Origin of the sequence: Tunturiibacter lichenicola, assembly GCF_051013355.1 — a bacterium.
Taxonomy (GTDB): domain Bacteria; phylum Acidobacteriota; class Terriglobia; order Terriglobales; family Acidobacteriaceae; genus Edaphobacter; species Edaphobacter lichenicola_F.
Genome location: NZ_CP132944.1, coordinates 3,481,359 through 3,499,197, shown reverse-complemented (window position 1 = coordinate 3,499,197; position 17,839 = coordinate 3,481,359). Strand labels below are relative to the sequence as shown.

Below are 17,839 nucleotides of genomic sequence, written 5' to 3'. Positions count from 1 at the left end.
CGTTGACTAATCTCGCCGGGTCGGCCAGAATAGATAAAGTCCTTCCTAAGAGTGGGCCTGTGGCGCAGCTGGGAGCGCGCTTCCATGGCATGGAAGAGGTCATCGGTTCGATCCCGATCAGGTCCACCAAACAACCCATTACAAATCAATAAATTAGCGAAAGTACGCAACCTCCTTCTCGGAGCGTTTGGTAGCATTTGGTAGCAAATTGCCAAAACCTCTGTCAGAACCGGATGATGCAGTGCGTCCGCTTTCTCCTCTCTTCCGCCCTCCGGCGCAGATTTTCTTTGCAGCTATTCTTTCTTTCGACTTCAACGACGCCTGAGCGCGGCGCTCTGCCGTCCATACTTGCGCTCCACGAGATGCCGGCTTCGGCCTCAGTTCGCTATGAATGGAGTCGACCGTTGCCTGCACACTCTCAGGAATCTCCTGCATGTAGACATCGGTGGTCGTTGCCGTTCGGGAGTGCCGGAGAACACCCTGCACGTCCTTCACTGTGCCCTTCTTCTGCGCCAGCGTAGCGATCGTTCTGCGAATCACCTGAAACGTCAGCTTCGGCAGTCCCAGGTCCTTTGCCAGCTTGTGCAGTACCCGCTTACGGTAGTTGTCCGTATCCAGAAATCCCCCGGTTTGATTCGGGAAGATGAAGGCTTCAGGAGACGGGTCGGGCGACTGCTCTTTCCACGCCGCAAGTTGATTTGCCAAGTCCTTCGGCAGATGCACCGTGGCGAGGCTTCGCTGAGTCTTGCCCCAAGGACGAATCTTGCCCTTGTAGACAGTCTCCGCGACAGTCATGGAGGAAGCCGCTTCGCTAAAGCACTTCCACCGTAGACCAAACAACTCACTCGGACGGAGTGCGTTCGTCATGTCCAGTTCAAGAAGGAGCCGATCCCGGACGTCCAGCTCCGACAGCGCTCTTCTTAACTGATCCCACGTCAAGGTTGTTTTGTCGGTCTCACGCAGTTGCGTTGGGACTTTCACCTTACGCGCAGGGTCTTTCGGGAGGAAGTCCTGATCGGCTGCCTCAGCGAAGATGTCCCGCAGGTACGCCCGCATCTGAAGCACTCTGTCCTTGGACTTGGTTTTAGCCAGCTTGTTGAGGTGGACCTGCAACGTGAATTTGTCGAAGTTCTCCATTGGGACATCCTCGAATTCGTCGATGAGGTCTTGTTGGATCAGCAACGTCTTCACCTTTGCAGTTTCTTCTTTCCAGCTCGCCTCCTTCAGCGGAAGGAACCGGTTGCGAACGAACCATCCAAACGTGACGGAGCTGCTGTTGACGGCTCTACCGCTCGGAGCGTGTCCGTTCTGTTTAGCGATCTCTCGTTCCAGCGATTCGCGTGCCTCAAACTTTGTCAGTTGCGTCTTGAGGCCGAGAACAACCGGGACGATAGTGCTTTTGGGTTCGCTGCTTATCGGGTCGATCACGTCACGGCGAAAGTAGCCGTACCATTTCTTGCCGCGCGCAACGACCCATCCCTTCTGGTGCGATTTGCCCATTGCAGTGCCTCGATTTCTGTGGGGGGAAACGAGCGGGCTACCTCTATTTTACCGGGGTTTTCGGCACTTTCAGCGCCTTTTCCGACGCAAAGAGGAGAGTCGTTCCCGTTCGTTGACGAACTCTTCAACCTCGCTCAAGCGATAGCGAAGGACGCCGTCGCTCATGCGGATTACGGGCAGGTAGGGAGCCTTGCGTGAGGAGTGATCCCAGACCCAGTCCTTCGTTACGTTGAGCCGTTGCGCGACATCTTCGACAGTGAGCAGCGGTTCTCTGAGGGGCATTTGTTGGACCATTGCGTTGAGAGCCATCGGTGTCTCCAGAGCTGTGGCGGTGGCTTCGCGACGACGGCGCGAGGCTGCTTTCAGCCTCTGGCCGATTGACCGTTCCGTCCAATACTTCCTATTTATCGGGTGATAATTCACAGCTATCACCCCACCGAAATCGAGCACACAAAACGTGGCAACGGGCCCGCCAAATCGTTCAAAGATCGTCGCTTCTGAAAATTTCTCTGTTGCTCAACTTGATTCCGCTCCGGTAAAATTTCCACAGGCAAGGGCGACCCCTATTTGCTGCGCCTTTCCTTGGTAATCGACGTTACGCCGAGACTTGTTCTCCAGGAGCATGCGTATGTACGATTGGGCCGAATATCGTCACTTCAGGTATCTTCTTGAGATTCTGGATCTCAAGGGCTTTCGCGCTGCCGCTGAGCAGCTCCACACCACACAACCGAACCTGAGTGCTCACGCCAAGCAGTTTCGGGAAAACTCCGGACTTCATCTCTATCGAAGATCCAAGAGTGGGCGCATCAGTCTCACCCCGACTGGCGTTGCGTTCAAGCTGATTGCCAGGGGATTGCTCAGTGCGCGGGATGAGGCGATGGCCGCACTCCTTGCCGTCGAACAGGGTGAGGTTCGTACCCTGAGACTAGGGTGCTCGTCACAAGCCGATCCGACTCTCTTCAACGCATTCTTTGCCATGCACAGAGAGTTGCTTCCCGACTGCCCAATCCGGCCGGTGCACGGCGACACAGCGCAGCTTGTGGAAGAGATAGCCTTGGGTGAGATCGACGCCGCAATCGTCACCTTGCCAGTAGGCGATCTTAGTCTCCGTGTGGATGAGATTCAGCGAGATCGTCTTGTGGTCTGCCTCCGTGCCGACCATCCTCTCGCAGCGAAGGCTGCGCTCCAGCCAACCGACTTGCAGCAGCACCCCACTGTTCTTTACCACCCGCAACGGAATGCCCAGGCCCATGCTCGGCTGCTTGAACTGCTTGAAGAAGTAGGCGTGAAGATTGAAGAGTATTCGCGGGCATCCCACCCTACGGAGATGCAGGGACTCGTCAAGCAGGGATTCGGTTTTGCTCTCATCCGCGAAGGAACCGTGTTGGATGTCGAACTCACCACGCGGCCCGTTGCCGGCGTGGACTGGACGGTGGACACTGCATTCATCTACAAGAAACAGGGGTATCCTAAAACAGTTCCGATGCTTATTCGACTCTTGAAGGGCCGGCTATCGCCGCAAACACCTAAAGGCAAGAAGCCTCCGCTCTCTGCCCGCAAAGGGCCAGAGCAGATGTCGTTGCTGGGGTGAGGGATCGATCTCTCAATGTCCTGCTCTATTGAGTTCGCGACTTCCGGATAGCCCGTTAGAGGCCCTGAACGAGGTCACAGCTCCCGGAAACCTGGCCACAAGCCGACTTTCCGTTACCGGCCCTCGTGTTGTTGCGAAAGAGCACGTCAGTGCTGCCAGCTCTTGTAAACGAATTCAAGGCTGTAGCCATCGGGGTCTAAGACGTTGGCTGCGTAGTAGCGAGGATCGTAGTAGAGACGTGCGCCCGGCGCGCCGTTGTCCGTGGCACCCTCGGCGATAGCGGCGGCATAGGCAGTATCCACTTCAGCGTGGCCGTTTGCCACGAAACCGACATGCGCTGCGCGACTATCCACCACTCCCTGTCGGAGCCAGAAGAAAATGCGCCCGTTTGCACCGAAGCCTTTGAGATCGGGATGGCCAGGCGGCCCGTCTTTTCCGTCATAGTCCACGCGTTTGGTGATGCCGAGGGGAGACAGTACTGCTGTGTAGAACGCGATCGACCGTTCGAGGTCGCTTACCGATAGAAAGATGTGGTCTAACATTTTGCTTCTCCATTCCCCGCTTGCTCTCTGTTTGATGTGGATCTTTGGACTTGAGCGCAGGAATAGTGGGAAGGCCAACCAAATACGATCGGGAATGTATTGGTACTAAGAAACGCTCCAGGATCCCGGTATCCCGGCGTTGAGGCCCGATCAGAATTCCTGGACACTGGCCGACTTATCATTACCTATCCGCAACTTGACCTTTAATCTTGTACGGCAGAGGTTTGCGCGGAAAACCGAAGTTAATTGCGGTTGAAGATGCTGACAAGGGTGTTGAGGGAAAGCGTCGTCCCACTCCTCCTGAAAGCGAACCGCATCTATCGGTGCAATTGCACAATGCCTGAACCGATTGCGACGTGCTTCGGCGGTGATATCCAGAGGACGCGATTTTGGCGCCAGCAGAACAGCAAACTGCGGGGGGCCAGTTCACCGCGATCAGTATTTCGCAGTTTCTTCAAATTGACCATGGGGCCGGATGGATCTCAGGCAGTTCTCTCTGTAATGGTTTTCCCTAACCATTCGCTTAACCTGGCGGAGGCATTAGATTTGAGCTATAGGTATGCAGTCGGACATGAGCATATATATCGCAACTTTGGAGTGGGAAACTGGGTGTGGAATGACTGTCTACAGCGACAGTCAATCGCAGTAATGGATGATGTGCGTGTGAACCCGTTCTGGCAACGTGACGATCGCGAGGTTACATCGCAGAAGCGCAGCGGGTTCTGAGGTGCGAACCCATTATCAAACCAGTGGCTTCTCCCTGGTTCAATCTCAACAGAGACAAAACCGATGATCCTCCGGGTTCTTGAATGAGCAGGCTTAGTCCGCGATTTAACTACCGTGGGCCGCCTCCGCTTTGGATTAACGTGCCAGATACACTCACCTTCCCCGTCAAAATCCGAGATTTATGGCGCGCCGCGACGCCTGGGCATCGACGCAGTACAATGGCTGCCGATGGCGTCCGCTCCAGTGACAATCAAGCATGACGATGGCTCGTCTCCTCCAACGTTCACACTGATCCGTCTGCCGGACGGTAGGTCCGCCCTGCCCGTAGTGATTCCCTCGCCTTACGACTTTCCGGTGGAAGGCCAGCCCAACTCCGACCTGATGCGCGAGCTGCGCTGGTACTTGGAGAAATTCCTCAACTACCCGTTCGATCCTGAAACCGTACACGCTGAGCACGTGCTGGCCGCCTTGCGGGCCTGGGGCACCGCGGCCTTCAACGCTCTGTTTGACCGCCGCGATACGTCCAACTGGCTGGCTGCATCGAACATGGTTCAAGTGCGCAGTGATGACGCGCGTATGCTCTCATGGCCGTGGGAAGCCTTGTTCGATCCGCAGAGCGGCTATCTGGCCCACGCGCGCCGCATTGAACGCCGCCTCAACCGGATTCCCGATCCGCCTCCTATGGCCGACCTGCCGCGCGACCGAGTAAACGTGCTGCTGGTGGTGGCGCGGCCTTACGAAAACGACGTCCACTACCGGTCAATCGCACGCCCGCTAATTGAAATGATCCAGTCAAAAGAACTGCCCGTGCACGTAGACGTACTGCGTCCGCCGACGTTCGACCGGCTGCGTGACCAGCTGCGCGCGAAGCCAGGCTACTATCATGTGCTGCACTTCGATGGGCACGGGGCGTACGACAAGGGTTTGATTTTCGAAAACGACACGGGCGAGCCCGATGCGAAATCTGCTCGCGACCTAAGCGCCCTTCTTCGCGAATATGCCCTGCCCGCGGTGGTGCTGAACGCCTGTCAGGCGGGTATGTTGGACACGAAGGGCGAAGACGCCTTTGCGTCTGTGGCGACAGCGCTTCTCCAAAGTGGAATGCGGAGCATAGTGGCGATGGCGTATTCACTCTATGTGAGTGGCGCGCAGGTATTTCTGCCGGCGTTCTACCGGCGACTCTTTGAGGAGGGCAGTGTGGCGGAGGCAGTCCGCGCTGGCCGTCAGGAAATGCTCGCACACAAGGGCAGGGTATGTGTGCGCGGCAAGTACCCGCTGGAAGACTGGCTGCTGCCGGTGCTGTACCAGCAGGACCCGCAGGACTTCCGGTTTGCGGCACAAGCAAAGGTGGAGGCGGCGGAATCGCGGCTGCCGGCGGAGGTGCGGGAGCATCGCGATGCATACGGGTTCGTGGGGCGCGACGGCGCCATTCTGGAGATGGAACGCGCACTGCACCGCAAGGCCCCGGCGTTCCTGCTACAGGGTTTGGGCGGCGTGGGGAAGACGACGCTGGCTCGCGGTTTCCTGCGTTGGCTGGACGATACGGGCGGACTGGACGGCGCGCTTTGGCTGGATTTTCGCGACATACACAGTGCGGAGTACGTTATCCAGCGTACGGGCGAGATGTTCTACGGGCAAAGCTTCGGGGTAGCGAGCAACAAGATCGAACTCCTGGCGCGCTCGCTGGGCGAGAGTCGCACGCTGATGGTGTGGGACAACTTCGAATCCGCGGCAACAAATCTATCGCGCGAGGACCACACCGAGTTGGGTCGTTTCTTGGACGCCATACGCGGCGGGCGCGGCAAAGTGTTGATCACCAGTCGGTCGCGCGAGGAGTGGCTGGGGCCGTCGCGTCGGTTCGAATTGAAGCTACACGGTTTGGACGGAGAGGAGCGCTGGGAATATTGCGAGGCCATCCTGAGGGAGCTCGGGTTGAAGGTGAATCGGAATGACCCGGCGTTGAGCGGGCTCATCGACCAGCTTGCCGGCCATCCGCTGGCGATGCGCGCGGTGCTGCCGAGGCTGGAGGATATGGTGCCGGCGAGCGTCGCGGAGGCCCTACGAAGCAATATCGATGAATTGGGATTGAGCGAGCAGGAGGAACAGGTTCAGATCTTTGCGACACTCAGATTTGTGGAGCAGGGTCTGGCGGAGGAGTTGCGCCCGCTATTGCAAGGTGCCGGGTTGTACGAAGAGTATGTGGATGCAGATTCGCTCGCGGCGATGGGAAAGCGGATGGATGGTGGTTGGACGCCACAGCGTATCGGTCAATTCTTGGAGGCATTGGGGGCCGCGGGTCTGCTTCGAGCGGGAGGCGCAGGCGTCTATGAAATGCATCCGCTGCTCACCAGTTTTTTGCGCTCGCAGCGGAGTGCAACGGAGTCGTGGCGGAAGGCATTCGTCGAGGTGCTGACGGCACGAGTAAATGCGTTAGTCCAGAGGCCCTATCACGAGCAACGCGATGCATTCGCCAGGGATGGCGCCAACTTCCATTTTGCGCTGACCTTGGCGAGGCAGCTTTCGATGGATGAGAGTGTCTTGGCTCTGACACAGGCGCTGGGCGCCTATGCGGTACACTCGCGGAACTTCGGGGAGGCTAAGCGGCTTTTCGGAGAAATGGCGGTGCATGCGGCAACGTTATGCGAGGTGAGGGCAGAAATCTCCGCTTACCATGAGCTGGGAATCATCGCTCAAGAGCAGCGGGAATTTGAGACCGCTCGCGATTGGTACCTCAAAGTGCTCACTATTTCGGAGCGGAGTGGCAATGATCGCGCCACAGCGATCACCTATCATCATCTGGGGATGATGGCCCAGAAACTGGGTGACCCAGCGGCAGCCCAAGCTTGGTATCTAAAATCCGTTAAGGCGAAGGAAAAGCTGCACGATCACCGGGGGCTCGCCGCGGTTTACCACTCGCTCGGCATGTTGGCGCTGGAGCAGGATGATCCGGCGGGGGCGGCAGCGGCGGCGGAGTCCTATGGGAGATCCCTCGCTCTTTTTCGGCAGGTCGGAGACCAACGCGGTATATCGCTCGTCCTTCACGGAATGGGGATGGTCTCGGAAAGAGTTAAGGACCCGGTGATGGCGCGGCAGTGCTATCTAGATTCATTGAAGCTCAAAGAAAAGCTGGGCGACGAGCACGGCGCCGCCAGCAGTTTGCATCAACTGGGCATATTGGCTGAATCTCAGAAGGATGATGACGAGGCCCGAGATTGGTACTTCAAGGCCCTGAAAATCAAGGAGAAGCTTGGTGATCTGAACCACGCAGCCATGACCTATGGCCAACTTGGCATCATTGCGTCAAGGAAGCACAGGCTCGAGGAAGCTGGCAAGTGGCTGGTCCGCGCGATTGCGGCGTACCGTCGAACGAACGACCGGCAGGGAGCGGAACGCAATGAAAGGAACTTTTACTCGTTCCATCAGCATGCTTCCCCCGAAGACAAACAGAAACTCGAAGCTGTCTGGCGTGGAGCCGCGCTTGGCGATTTTCCAAAGGAGCCAAACCAATGAACACTCTAGATGACGCGTCCGTCATCAATATTATCGACACGATCGCTCAGGAGCGGCTGAGGGCGGCGGTTCCCGAGGTTGCCTTCACCGCCGATTTACGTGCCGCGCTTGCGGAAGCGTTTAACGAGCGGCCGGCGGCCTCGGTTTCCGCAGGCGACGTTGCACGGGCAGCGCTGGATGTTCTGACCGAGGAGCCAGCGTTCGCGGAGCCGGTCCGGATGATGACCGAGAACACGATGGCGGGCGGCCCTGGGGCGCAGCGGTATCTAGAGCCTTCCAGCATCGCGCTGGCCACTGCGGCCTTGCTGGTGCTCCAGCTACGAGTGAAGTTTAAGCGCGATCACACGGGCAAGTGGTTGTTCGAGATGGACAAGAAGGCTTCGGGAGACGGCCCTGTCAGGCTGCTCGTCCAGCGTCTGCTCGCTTATTTGCCTTGACGTGGCGGGGCGCCCAAGTCGTGGGTCATTTACCCTGCAGATTTGCGCCCACTCGCTCGAAGAATGGGTAGCCAGCTTTCGCGCAGGAAAAGCCGACGCCGCCCGTAAACAGCAACAAATAGTTCACAGAAGGAATATTACGGGTTTCAATCGACGCTCTGGCAAGATAAGCTCTCGCTGCCCAAACTCATCGGCGGGCCCTCGTCTGCTCTGTCTCACACGCCTCCATGAGTGACTGCGTAACGGAAGCTGTCCCGAGTTCTTGCCGCTCCCCGTCGCTGTGGTCTGTACGAAAATCAGCGTCAAATCGAATCCCTCTGAGATTGGCCCAAATGGGATCCGAACGTCGCATTGGTACCGACAAACGCCGCAGCATCCTGTCATCAGTTTTGCCGCCGCGTTGCGGATTCCTGATGCAATGCCGACATATCGGTACCGATCGGCTTTCGATGAGTGCATCGCCGATTTGGGTGCTATCCAGGCCAAAGATCGAGACCTGGATAGTATTTTCGTGATCAATTTAGCCGGTAAATCCCGAAGCGACCACCTTTTCAACTCGACTAGCGAAATTCAGTCTCCTGAAGAATCGCCCGAACCGCTATAACGGCCTGATGACCCGAAAGAGGCCCACATGCGTTAAGACTCCCGTGCACAGTCTGAAGGGCGGATCCATACGCGTCCAGATGCGCTCGACCTTTTCCGCAATTTGGTCATTTTCGCAAACGGCAACTATGGTCAGTGGAACCGATGAAAATTCAGAACTCCTGGAGTGTTCGTATCGATGACGCAAACAGCGGCTATGCGGGAGTTCCGCTTGGTCTTGCCGCAGGCAGACCCATCCAATCTATCCCATGTTTACCGGGATGAAGAGGCCCTCAACCTCGAACTAGAATTCGAATTCGAATTCGAATTCGAATTCGAAGACAAGTCGATATTGGAGATGATCTTCCGCGTCAGCTTTCGATCAACTATCAATCTGCTCGAAGACAAGGACGGTAACTATCACCTCCGCAAGAGGATCGAACCGAAGCGCCGCGGAGAGTAGGTACCAGCCTCCGATGGGCTTCTCGCGCAGACTTGCGAAGTGGTTCACTCCGCACACCTGCGGACCAACTCAGGCCAGAATTTGCGAAATAGCTCCCGTGCCCACCGTACGGGAGCCTTCGCGAATCGCAAACCGCAAGCCCTTCTCCATGGCCACGGGAGTTTGTAACCTGATCTCTAGTTCAATCGCTTCTCCAGGCATTACCAACTCTATTCCGCCGGGCAATGTTGTCGTGCCGGCGACATCGGTTGTGCCGAAAACAAACTGCGGACGATACCCATTGAAGAAGGGCGTATGGCGGCCTCCCTCTTCTGTCGAAAGCATGTAGATCTCACCTTTGAATTGAGTGTGAGGTGTGATCGACCCGGGCTTTGCCAAAACCATACCGCGCTCGAGATCCTCTCGTGCGAGACCGCGAAGCAATATGCCAACGTTGTCTCCGGCGAAGGCTGACTCGGTTTGCCGGGCAATGATTTCGACTCCCGCCACTACAGTCTTGCGGGTCTCACGAAATCCTACGATTTCAACTTCGTCTCCCACCCTGATTTGGCCTCGCTCAACTCGACCCGTCGCCACGGTCCCCCTGCCTGAAGTCGAAAAAACATCCTCGACGGGCATAAGGAATGGAAGATCTATCTGTCGATCGGGTAGTGGCACTGTTCTGTCCACGGCCTCCATCAACTCCTCAACCCCGACTTCCCAAATTGCCTCCCCGTTCAATGCGCCGAGCGCAGAGCCTCGTGTGACTGGGACCTCGTCGCCAGGATATCCATACTTGTTCAGCAGCTCGCGGACCTCCATTTCGACCAGTTCGATGAGCTCTGGGTCTTCCACCACGTCACACTTATTCAGGAACACAACGATCGACGGCACTCCAACCTGCCGAGCCAGCAGAACGTGCTCCCTGGTCTGCGGCATCGGGCCGTCGGGTACGGCAACCACCAGGATGGCGCCGTCCATTTGTGCCGCACCAGTAATCATCTCCTTGATATAGTCAGCATTTCCCGGAGAGTCGATGTGCGCATAGTGTCGAGTGGCCGTCTCATATTCCACGCGGGATGCCGCGATGGTCGTCCCGAAATCGCGCTCCTCAGGCGCGTCAGCGATAGCGTCGAACGTACGAAATCTGTTTCTCGGATTGGTCTTCGACAATACCTTCGTGATAGCTGCCGTCAGTGTGGTCTTGCCATGATTGAGGTGACCGATCGTTCCAATACTGACACGCGGCTTTTTTCGCGCCTCTGACACATAGATCGGCTGCGCACTTAGATCCGGCAACGATAGCTGATCTGGCGGCGCGCTCAACTCCTCAATAGGATCCTGTTGCCGAATCGGGGCCTTCAAGGTCCGAGCGAACGATCGAGAGTTCTCGAAGTCGAGACCGTCTTCCTGAGCGGCAACACGCTTTCGTGCCTGCGGCTCCGTGGGGCTACTGCCGGTGAAACTCACCACTCCAGATGTCAGATCCGCGGCACCGATATAGGCAGCAACGACGTTCAGTGCCTCCTCCAGTTCCTTGTCTTCTGTCATTCTCTGCCACAGAAGCCCTAGCCGGCTGTGCAGTAGTTGGAGTCCAATGGAGTAATAGGGCACGCCCCTCCGAACCGACTCGAGAAGCAGAGTGCGAATCTCTGTCGCATTCGGATCGTCGCCTGTCATAAGATGACAAGCTCGAATGATGGGGCCGTCCGGCAGCCAGCGAAACCAATCTGTTAAATTCCGGGTCCAGTCATGCAGCCTTTCATATTTGCCAGCTTGAAGAAGGTAGTATCCCGCTACCGCCGCCGATAAAGGGTCTTGAACCTTTTCGCGCAGCATGCCTTCAGCTTCATCCAGAAAGCTGTCTCCAATATCCCGGGCAGATTGGAAGTCACCCGAAGTGAGGAAGCTTAGCATCGCCTCAGCAGTGGGTTTGCCACCACTAACCCGACATCCGAATGAAGGCCGACTGGCGTTCGGAAGCGATAGAGAGATCAGAACAGTAGACCTGTTTGTGACTGGAAGCGCTGAAAATATCGAGAGGTCCGGAGTCTTTACCTCCATCCAAAGTTGACTGTGAAGATTCATTGGATTTGCGTCTCCGAACTCATCTCGCAACTCCAAGGAAACCCAGTTTTCAGAAGTCTGACGGAAATTGGGCCTGAATCTATCTATGACGTTCGAATTGGACTGTTTCCAACCTTCCAGGTTGCGTTCCCACAACTGGGCACTCGATAAAACCAATAAGAGATCCAAGGAAGGCCAAAATCTTCTATTCTCTTGCCTGTCATCTCTTCTGAGTTTGAACGTAACTTCTGCATCTCGTCCTTCGGGAGCCACAAAGGTCTGTGAGAGCACGTCTCCTGATGGAAGGGTAACCCTCATGAGGTAAACTCCGGGATCGAACAACTGATCCAAAGGTGCGCTGGATTCTCCGAGCGGCAACGCTTTTGAGTAGATTTCGTTAGACTGATCGTTAAATACTTTAACGGGCACCAGGGCGCCGTTGTATCCCGACACCGAGCCGAATTTCGCGAAGACTCGACTCACGGAATCACCTCTACCGTGCATCGCGTGTACGGTGGCAGCATCAATTGAGGTGTTGTTGCATCCGCGAATTGACCTGAGGGAAACCTGGCTGCGACGCTGTATTCCCCTGCAGGAACGACATCTTCATATGGAACAGGAGCCGGTGTTTTTCGGCCGAATTCCTCTCTGGGCTCGTCATCGATGGACCGGTCTGCGCGTTTGACAGTAGTGATTGTCAGCTCAGCATGTTCAAGAGCACTATTGGGATCGCAATCTACGCAGGACATTACATGCGCGACACCGGTGAAGGTATGGATTACAGTATCGAAGTTACTTCGGCCCCCGACATGGCAGGTTGGTTGCTCCATCTCAGGAGTTTGCATTCTACTCATGAGGTGCTTCATCGCCGTGGCGAGCGAACTTGTTGTGACTTCCCACTTCCGATTGTTCTTTGCACGCGTGCCAAACTTTTCGAGGCCATCGAGCAACGCTACAGTAAAGAAGCTCTTCTGATCGGGTATCGCATGAGATTGCCCGCCCTCGTTACTGGACGATAAAATCTGGGCATCGATCTCCTTCACTTTCCACTTGTGCGAGGTTAAAAGAGCAGTGGGAGGAGTACGGCATTGCAACACCTCCAGAGTCGTCTCTCGGCAGGCATCTATCAGGAAAAGCATCGTATTCGCTGTCGATTCCAAGACACTACAGTCGTAAGTAAGGCTGAAGTTAACGATCTTTAGGCTGGTATTCGCCACAGAAGGGTCGCCAAAATCTGAGGGCATCAACATCATCGTGCCCTCCCTCTCCAATCCATGACCGCAGAAATAAAAGATCCCCACATTGTCCCGATGAGAATTCACCCGTGCGAACCACTCGCCGTAAGCCTTCGTCAGGTTCTCCATGGTCGGTATGTCGACGGATATCTTCTCGCCCGAACTCCCGATGTACTCAGCAGGGGAAAGCAGTAATTCAACGGTCCCGAGAGGCGCCCTTGCGTTATCGAGCTTCGGAAGCCAGTTCGCGAATGCGGTCGCGGATATGGGAGGAGACGTGATCTGCCCCAGACCGTAGGAGTTCTCAGCCGGCTTGTGTTCGGATTCGCTTCCGTCGATCAAATGAGGGTAAGCGCCCACGCCCACGATTAAAGCATGGGTCTGCGGAATACCGGCTGCGAGATCGCGATTGAGAATAATGCTCATGAGGCAACTACGCTGCTGATATGCGGTGTTGAAGGCGTTGATGAAAGACAGGACTCGCTAAGTAAGTTGTGTGCGCTGACCAGACAGGGGTATGACTATCGAAGGTGAAATCCACGCTGCCATCGAAGATTCGCCTGGTCGAATAGGCAAGCAAATCATTCGGGTCGATGACGTTGATCCACCGCTTGATGTTATGCGGTAGAGGAACTTTGGACGGTATCCCGATGTTGTCGTCGCTCGATTTGAACAGCTTCAGTTCTTCGAACATACCCACCTGCGAGCCAACCGTGAGGAAAAGATCGACCTGAACGTCGGGATCGAAATGGCTCAGGATGTCATAGACGATATTTCCGCCCATACTGTGCGCGATGACCACGAGCTTGTCATCGCCTTCGGCCCTAGCTTCGTGCGCTCTACGTAGGGAGCCCCTCACTGTATTTAAGATCTTCCCGCCTCCCTCCATATCGCGATCCTTGAGATATACGAAGACGTCTCCGAGGAATATCGCAATCTTCCCGTTCACCCAAGGCCGGGCCTTCCGGACTGCGGGATTCACCAGCATCCTCGCGGCCCTTTGTGAGATCTGAAATGTTGCAGTTTTCAGATGAGCCATGATCGCGCCAATGCCAAATGTTTCAACGAGTGCAGGTTGCGACTTCCATTCTTCAACGTTACGGAGAAGTTTTTCTACAAACTCGTTGTCGTTCCTGACCTGCTCCAGCCAATCTACTGGGGAATTCGACCCGCAGTACTCGATAGCCAATTCAGAAAACTCTGCCAGGGCTTTTGCAGTCGGTTCGTCGAGATCAGTGCAAGCTGCAGCTCGCCAGAGACAATCAACTGCGCGGACGAGAGAAATCCGAGCAATCGCCAAAAGGGTTTGGTCTTCGGAGTTGGCCTGAACATCCGAACCGGCATCCTCCAAAATCTGCTCATAGATCGAGTCGCGTTGTCCAAAACTTTCGTAGCCTTCACTCGGAAGGGAGGCCAGTCTCCAGCGCGCATTTGCTCCAAACTGGCCCCAGTATGGATTCTCGATGATTGCTGCTGCAGGATTCGCGCAGATGGCACGTAACGCGTATTTTCGGAACAACTCGTTCCTGGAGGCTTGGCTTGCCTCATAGTTGGCGGTCTTACGAACGTTTACTCCATGGACGAACACGAGGGGCATGATTTCACGCTCCGAATTTCACTGAACAACCATCATACGGTCCACTTCCCATTGTGTCCGCAGAATTCGGGTGGTTCGTTTCCGCTCGTCGGTCACTGGACCTCAACAATGAAGACCCTGAGGCCGTTGATCGCCGCATCCCAGACGCATTAGTCCTGGGAAACGCGCCAGTGTCTTGCGATCTCCCCGGCGTCGGACTTTGACCTCGCCTAGCGAGGTAAATGGTGCTCTAAGATCCAGGTCCGGGTGTGTGGTCGGCAACCAGGAAGTTGGACTTCGTCAAGCGAACCTTACTCGAATCTGCGAATGGCCTTAGAGGCGATACATGGCAGCTATCACCCGATAAATAGGAAGTATTGGACGGGATGATGGACCGCGCCTAACGTCGGCCTATCGCGACTGCAATCCGGGTCGCTGGAGGTGCCGATGTCCCGCAGCATACGAATCATCCTTCCCCAGAAGACGGCCCAGGCATTGCGGAGGTGGATGCGTCTGTCCATACCGCTCGCCACCGTATGCCTTTTCCTTCCCCTCACAGCCTACGCGCAGTCCGGCAGCCCCTTCGATAGCGGCTTCACGAACCTGCAAACCCTGTTCACCGGAACCGTCGCCAAGGTCGCATCGCTGATCGCCATCGTGATCGGCGGTTACGGTTTCGCGCATGGCGAACCCGGAGCCAAGAAGGCCCTCGCTGGTGTTGCCGCCGGCACAGGTATCGCCGTTCTTGCGACCAACGTCCTGAGCTGGCTTTGGGGCGGGTAAACCACTGTCTCCACTCTCTGCTTACCAACCTCAACCTGCGAGGGGCTTATGTCCGAACAACCGAATCGGAAGCGTCGCACAAATCGCGTCTTCAAGAGCCTGCATAAGCCCCTCACCTATCTCGGTGTGGAACGGACACTGTTTTACTTCGTATGTGTTGGCGCTGTGGGTGCGTTCAATCTGTTCAACAGCATCCTTGCTGGGATTGGCGTGTTCATTGGCGGATTCGCATTCGGTCATTGGGTGACGAGCAGCGATCCGGCGTTCCTTCGCATCCTGGCGAAGTCCGAGAAATACAAGTTGCGGTACGACGCGGCGAAGCAAGGCGTACCGCGTGTGGAGGTGGTGTGATGCTGCGACTGGATCGAGTCATCAAGCCGTGGAAGGAGAGCGCCGCTCTCAACGACCACATTAACCTCTATGGGTTCTGGGATCAAACGACGTTCCTTACGAAGTCGGGTGACCTCGGCGTTGTGCTGCAGGTGCAGGGAGTGGACTACGAAAGCCTTGATGGAGCGGAGCAGGAGTACGCCGTCAAGCGGCTCGAAGCTGCGCTCAAAGCCTTCGGCTCTGGCTTCCATATCTATCAATATTTGTTCAAGTCGAACCGGCCAGAGATCCCATTCGCCACCTACGACGATCCAGTTGTAGGGGCTGCCATCGACCAACGCCGCCTCTTCTTTGAGTCAAAGCGAGACGACCTCTATCAGATCGAGATCTTCTACGTGGTGTTGCTGGAGGGTGCGCGGTCGAAGCAAGGTATCGGTACTGCCCTTGCTCGTCTCTTCACCGACCCGGCCGGAGCCGTTGGCGAACTCCGCGCTCAGTTCACCAACAACGCCATGAAGACGCTTTTGCGGACACAGATCGAGGCCGACCATGCCCGCCTTAACCAGCGTGTCCAGGCCTTCACCCGGCAGCTTGCGGACTTTGTTCAGATTGCCGTGCTTGACCAGCAGGGGCAGTTTACGTTCCTGCGTCGTCTGCTCAACTATGACGCTACGCGCATTGCGGGCAGACCGCAGAGCACTCAGTTCCTCGACTATCAGGTCGTCAACTCCAACATCGAAGCCGAGCGCGATCATCTGCGTGTGGGCGACCACTTCGTTCGCGTGATGACGATGAAGGAGGCCATCACGGAGACACGGCCTCTGGTGCTGGATTCGTTGCTCAAGATTGCAGGCAACTTTATGGTCTGCACCGAGTGGACACCGATGACGGTTGCCAAGGCGCGCAAGGAAGTTACCAAGCGTCGCCGTCACTTCAATATGTCGAAGACTGGCTTTGTGTCGCAGATGGGTAATGACGTGGCGAGGACCAACCCTCGCGATGTTCTGGTAGATGAATCGAAGCAGGCCGATATCGAGAACTTGGGCGACTGCCTCCGCGCTCTCGGAGACGGCCAATCGTTGGGTGACTTCTCTCTTTCCATCGTTGTGTATGGAGATTCCAAGGGACAGCTCGATCAGCTTGTGGGCGAGTTCACCAGCGTCTTCACTAACGCGGATGGTAATCTCTCCGCCGAGACCTATAACCAGCTCAATGCGTACTTCGCCACTGTTCCCGGAAACTACGCGCTCAACCTCCGCAAGCTGTACCTGCTCAATAGCAACTATGCCGACCTGAGCTTCCTGTTTACGATCCTGCCGGGGGAGAAGACGAACGCGCATCTCGGCGCGGAGTACCTAGCGGTCCTTGAGACGGACAACAGCACGCCGTACTTCCTCAACCTGCATAACGGTGAGGTTGCTCACACGCTCATTCTCGGAATGACCGGCTCGGGCAAATCGTACCTAGCTAATTTCGTACTGCAAAACGGCCAGAAGTACGCGCCATTGACGTTCATCTTCGACATCGGTGGCAGCTTCCTATCGCTGACAACGATCTTCGGCGGATCGTATCTGAATGTCGGCCAGAACAGCCGGGACTTCAGCATCAACCCCTTCTCTTTGCCTCCCACTAAAGAGAATATGCAGTTTCTCTTCAGCTTCGTTCGTGTGCTTATCGAGGGCAACGACCAGCGTTACCGGCTCGACTTCAAGGAGGAGCGTAAGCTGTGGGACGCGATCGAGCGGGTCTATGTTCTGGAGTCCGATCAGCGAACCATATCGAACTTAGTCAACATCATCGGCGAGTTGAAAGAACGGCTGCATCGCTGGACCAAGGGTGGGCAGTATGGGTTTCTCTTCGACAATGTGGCCGACACGCTTTCGTTCAGCCGCTTCCAGACTTTCAACTTCGCCGGCTGGAATGATGCTCCCGATGTTCTGGAGCCACTGCTGTTTTATGTTCTCCACCGGGCCAGCAATGAGATCGCTGACCCGAAGAAGCTCGCTACGTTCAAGATGTTCCTGCTTGATGAGGCATGGCTGTTCATCAAGAACGAGACCATCCGCAGCTACATCGTCCAGGGACAGAAAACTTGGCGCAAACATAATGCTGCGATGATCCTCGCCACGCAGTCCATCAAGGAGCTCGAAGAGTCGGGGATGCTGCAGATTGTTTCCGAGAGTTGCCCGACGAAGATCTTCCTTGCTAACCCGGAGATGGACCGCGACCTGTACCGCGAAGCATTCCATTTGAACGATACCGAGCTTGAGTTGATTGCGGGGCTCGTCCCTCCAGGACAGATGCTCATTCGTAAGGCGCAATCCAGCAAGAAGGTTCAGTTGAACGTCGATTCCGTCTCGCACTGGACAGCGACGAACAACGCCCGCGACAACCTTAAGAAGCGTGAATACTTCGACCGATTCGGTATCGCCGAAGGGCTTCGCAAACTAGCCGAAGACCATCCATTCCGGCCCCGCACGCTGGCCGTCTCATCAACCACCAACCGATAAGGAGGGTT

The 17,839-nt window shown here is 56.1% G+C and carries 13 protein-coding genes and 1 tRNA gene; 8 read left to right on the top strand and 6 right to left on the bottom strand.

All coding sequences use genetic code 11. The features are described 5' to 3' along the window. Positions 1 to 53 precede the first annotated feature (53 nt). Positions 54 to 129 (top strand) — tRNA-Ala (locus tag RBB82_RS14700). Positions 130 to 153: 24 nt separating this feature from the next. Here RBB82_RS14700 and RBB82_RS14695 read toward each other — a convergent pair. Both RBB82_RS14695 and RBB82_RS14690 read right to left on the bottom strand, forming a co-directional pair. Continuing rightward, positions 154 to 1,500: a site-specific integrase gene (locus RBB82_RS14695; RefSeq protein ID WP_433971419.1), complete on the bottom strand. Its 1,347-nt coding sequence runs from the start codon at positions 1,498 to 1,500 to the stop codon at positions 154 to 156. A gap of 69 nt (positions 1,501 to 1,569) precedes the next feature. Next, positions 1,570 to 1,809, bottom strand: a complete 240-nt coding sequence (locus RBB82_RS14690) for a helix-turn-helix transcriptional regulator (RefSeq protein ID WP_433971417.1) — start codon at positions 1,807 to 1,809, stop codon at positions 1,570 to 1,572. A gap of 319 nt (positions 1,810 to 2,128) precedes the next feature. On the opposite strand from RBB82_RS14690, the gene RBB82_RS14685 reads away from it, so the two are divergent. Beyond that, positions 2,129 to 3,091, top strand: coding sequence for a LysR family transcriptional regulator (locus RBB82_RS14685; protein ID WP_433971416.1), 963 nt, complete (start codon positions 2,129 to 2,131; stop codon positions 3,089 to 3,091). Positions 3,092 to 3,237: 146 nt separating this feature from the next. Here RBB82_RS14685 and RBB82_RS14680 read toward each other — a convergent pair whose 3' ends face one another. Next, on the bottom strand, positions 3,238 to 3,633 hold the full coding sequence (locus tag RBB82_RS14680; protein ID WP_433971414.1) for a VOC family protein: 396 nt from the start codon (positions 3,631 to 3,633) through the stop codon (positions 3,238 to 3,240). 969 nt (positions 3,634 to 4,602) lie between these two features. On the opposite strand from RBB82_RS14680, the gene RBB82_RS14675 reads away from it, so the two are divergent. The 3 genes from RBB82_RS14675 to RBB82_RS14665 all read left to right on the top strand — a co-directional run bounded on the left by RBB82_RS14675 (position 4,603) and on the right by RBB82_RS14665 (position 9,351). Further along, positions 4,603 to 7,869 carry a tetratricopeptide repeat protein gene (locus RBB82_RS14675; RefSeq protein ID WP_433971413.1) on the top strand — a complete coding sequence of 1,089 codons (3,267 nt, stop codon included), beginning with the start codon at positions 4,603 to 4,605 and terminating at the stop codon, positions 7,867 to 7,869. Further along, on the top strand, positions 7,866 to 8,306 hold the full coding sequence (locus RBB82_RS14670; RefSeq protein WP_433971412.1) for a hypothetical protein: 441 nt from the start codon (positions 7,866 to 7,868) through the stop codon (positions 8,304 to 8,306). Before RBB82_RS14675 ends, RBB82_RS14670 begins: the two co-directional genes overlap by 4 nt. A gap of 781 nt (positions 8,307 to 9,087) precedes the next feature. Further along, positions 9,088 to 9,351, top strand: a complete 264-nt coding sequence (locus tag RBB82_RS14665) for a hypothetical protein (protein ID WP_433971410.1) — start codon at positions 9,088 to 9,090, stop codon at positions 9,349 to 9,351. Between the two features lie 69 nt (positions 9,352 to 9,420). On the opposite strand, the gene tuf is transcribed toward RBB82_RS14665, so the two are convergent. The 3 genes from tuf to RBB82_RS14650 all read right to left on the bottom strand — a co-directional run bounded on the left by tuf (position 9,421) and on the right by RBB82_RS14650 (position 14,229). Continuing rightward, positions 9,421 to 11,418, bottom strand: coding sequence for an elongation factor Tu (tuf, locus tag RBB82_RS14660; RefSeq protein WP_433971409.1), 1,998 nt, complete (start codon positions 11,416 to 11,418; stop codon positions 9,421 to 9,423). A 458-nt stretch (positions 11,419 to 11,876) separates the two neighbouring features. Then, positions 11,877 to 13,058, bottom strand: a complete 1,182-nt coding sequence (locus RBB82_RS14655) for a caspase family protein (RefSeq protein WP_433971407.1) — start codon at positions 13,056 to 13,058, stop codon at positions 11,877 to 11,879. Positions 13,059 to 13,065: 7 nt separating this feature from the next. Next, positions 13,066 to 14,229, bottom strand: coding sequence for a hypothetical protein (locus RBB82_RS14650; RefSeq protein WP_433971405.1), 1,164 nt, complete (start codon positions 14,227 to 14,229; stop codon positions 13,066 to 13,068). A 426-nt stretch (positions 14,230 to 14,655) separates the two neighbouring features. On the opposite strand from RBB82_RS14650, the gene RBB82_RS14645 reads away from it, so the two are divergent. From RBB82_RS14645 to RBB82_RS14635, 3 genes are read left to right on the top strand one after another with little or no spacing between them, the layout of a single operon-like run. After that, positions 14,656 to 14,991, top strand: a complete 336-nt coding sequence (locus RBB82_RS14645; protein WP_433971403.1) for a TrbC/VirB2 family protein — start codon at positions 14,656 to 14,658, stop codon at positions 14,989 to 14,991. A 48-nt stretch (positions 14,992 to 15,039) separates the two neighbouring features. Then, a complete protein-coding gene (locus RBB82_RS14640) occupies positions 15,040 to 15,342 on the top strand; it encodes a VirB3 family type IV secretion system protein (RefSeq protein WP_433971401.1) in 303 nt (100 codons plus the stop codon). Next, positions 15,342 to 17,831, top strand: a complete 2,490-nt coding sequence (locus tag RBB82_RS14635; protein ID WP_433971400.1) for a VirB4 family type IV secretion system protein — start codon at positions 15,342 to 15,344, stop codon at positions 17,829 to 17,831. The genes RBB82_RS14640 and RBB82_RS14635 overlap by 1 nt, the downstream gene beginning before the upstream one ends. Positions 17,832 to 17,839 lie beyond the last annotated feature (8 nt).

Bases quoted from the DNA above. Each gene is read 5' to 3' on its own strand.
- RBB82_RS14695 (WP_433971419.1), bottom strand. From the start codon at position 1,500: ATGGGCAAATCGCACCAGAAGGGATGGGTCGTTGCGCGCGGCAAGAAA.
- RBB82_RS14690 (WP_433971417.1), bottom strand. From the start codon at position 1,809: ATGGCTCTCAACGCAATGGTCCAACAAATGCCCCTCAGAGAACCGCTG.
- RBB82_RS14685 (WP_433971416.1), top strand. From the start codon at position 2,129: ATGTACGATTGGGCCGAATATCGTCACTTCAGGTATCTTCTTGAGATT.
- RBB82_RS14680 (WP_433971414.1), bottom strand. From the start codon at position 3,633: ATGTTAGACCACATCTTTCTATCGGTAAGCGACCTCGAACGGTCGATC.
- RBB82_RS14670 (WP_433971412.1), top strand. From the start codon at position 7,866: ATGAACACTCTAGATGACGCGTCCGTCATCAATATTATCGACACGATC.
- RBB82_RS14665 (WP_433971410.1), top strand. From the start codon at position 9,088: ATGACGCAAACAGCGGCTATGCGGGAGTTCCGCTTGGTCTTGCCGCAG.
- tuf (WP_433971409.1), bottom strand. From the start codon at position 11,418: ATGAATCTTCACAGTCAACTTTGGATGGAGGTAAAGACTCCGGACCTC.
- RBB82_RS14655 (WP_433971407.1), bottom strand. From the start codon at position 13,058: ATGAGCATTATTCTCAATCGCGATCTCGCAGCCGGTATTCCGCAGACC.
- RBB82_RS14650 (WP_433971405.1), bottom strand. From the start codon at position 14,229: ATGCCCCTCGTGTTCGTCCATGGAGTAAACGTTCGTAAGACCGCCAAC.
- RBB82_RS14645 (WP_433971403.1), top strand. From the start codon at position 14,656: ATGTCCCGCAGCATACGAATCATCCTTCCCCAGAAGACGGCCCAGGCA.
- RBB82_RS14640 (WP_433971401.1), top strand. From the start codon at position 15,040: ATGTCCGAACAACCGAATCGGAAGCGTCGCACAAATCGCGTCTTCAAG.
- RBB82_RS14635 (WP_433971400.1), top strand. From the start codon at position 15,342: ATGCTGCGACTGGATCGAGTCATCAAGCCGTGGAAGGAGAGCGCCGCT.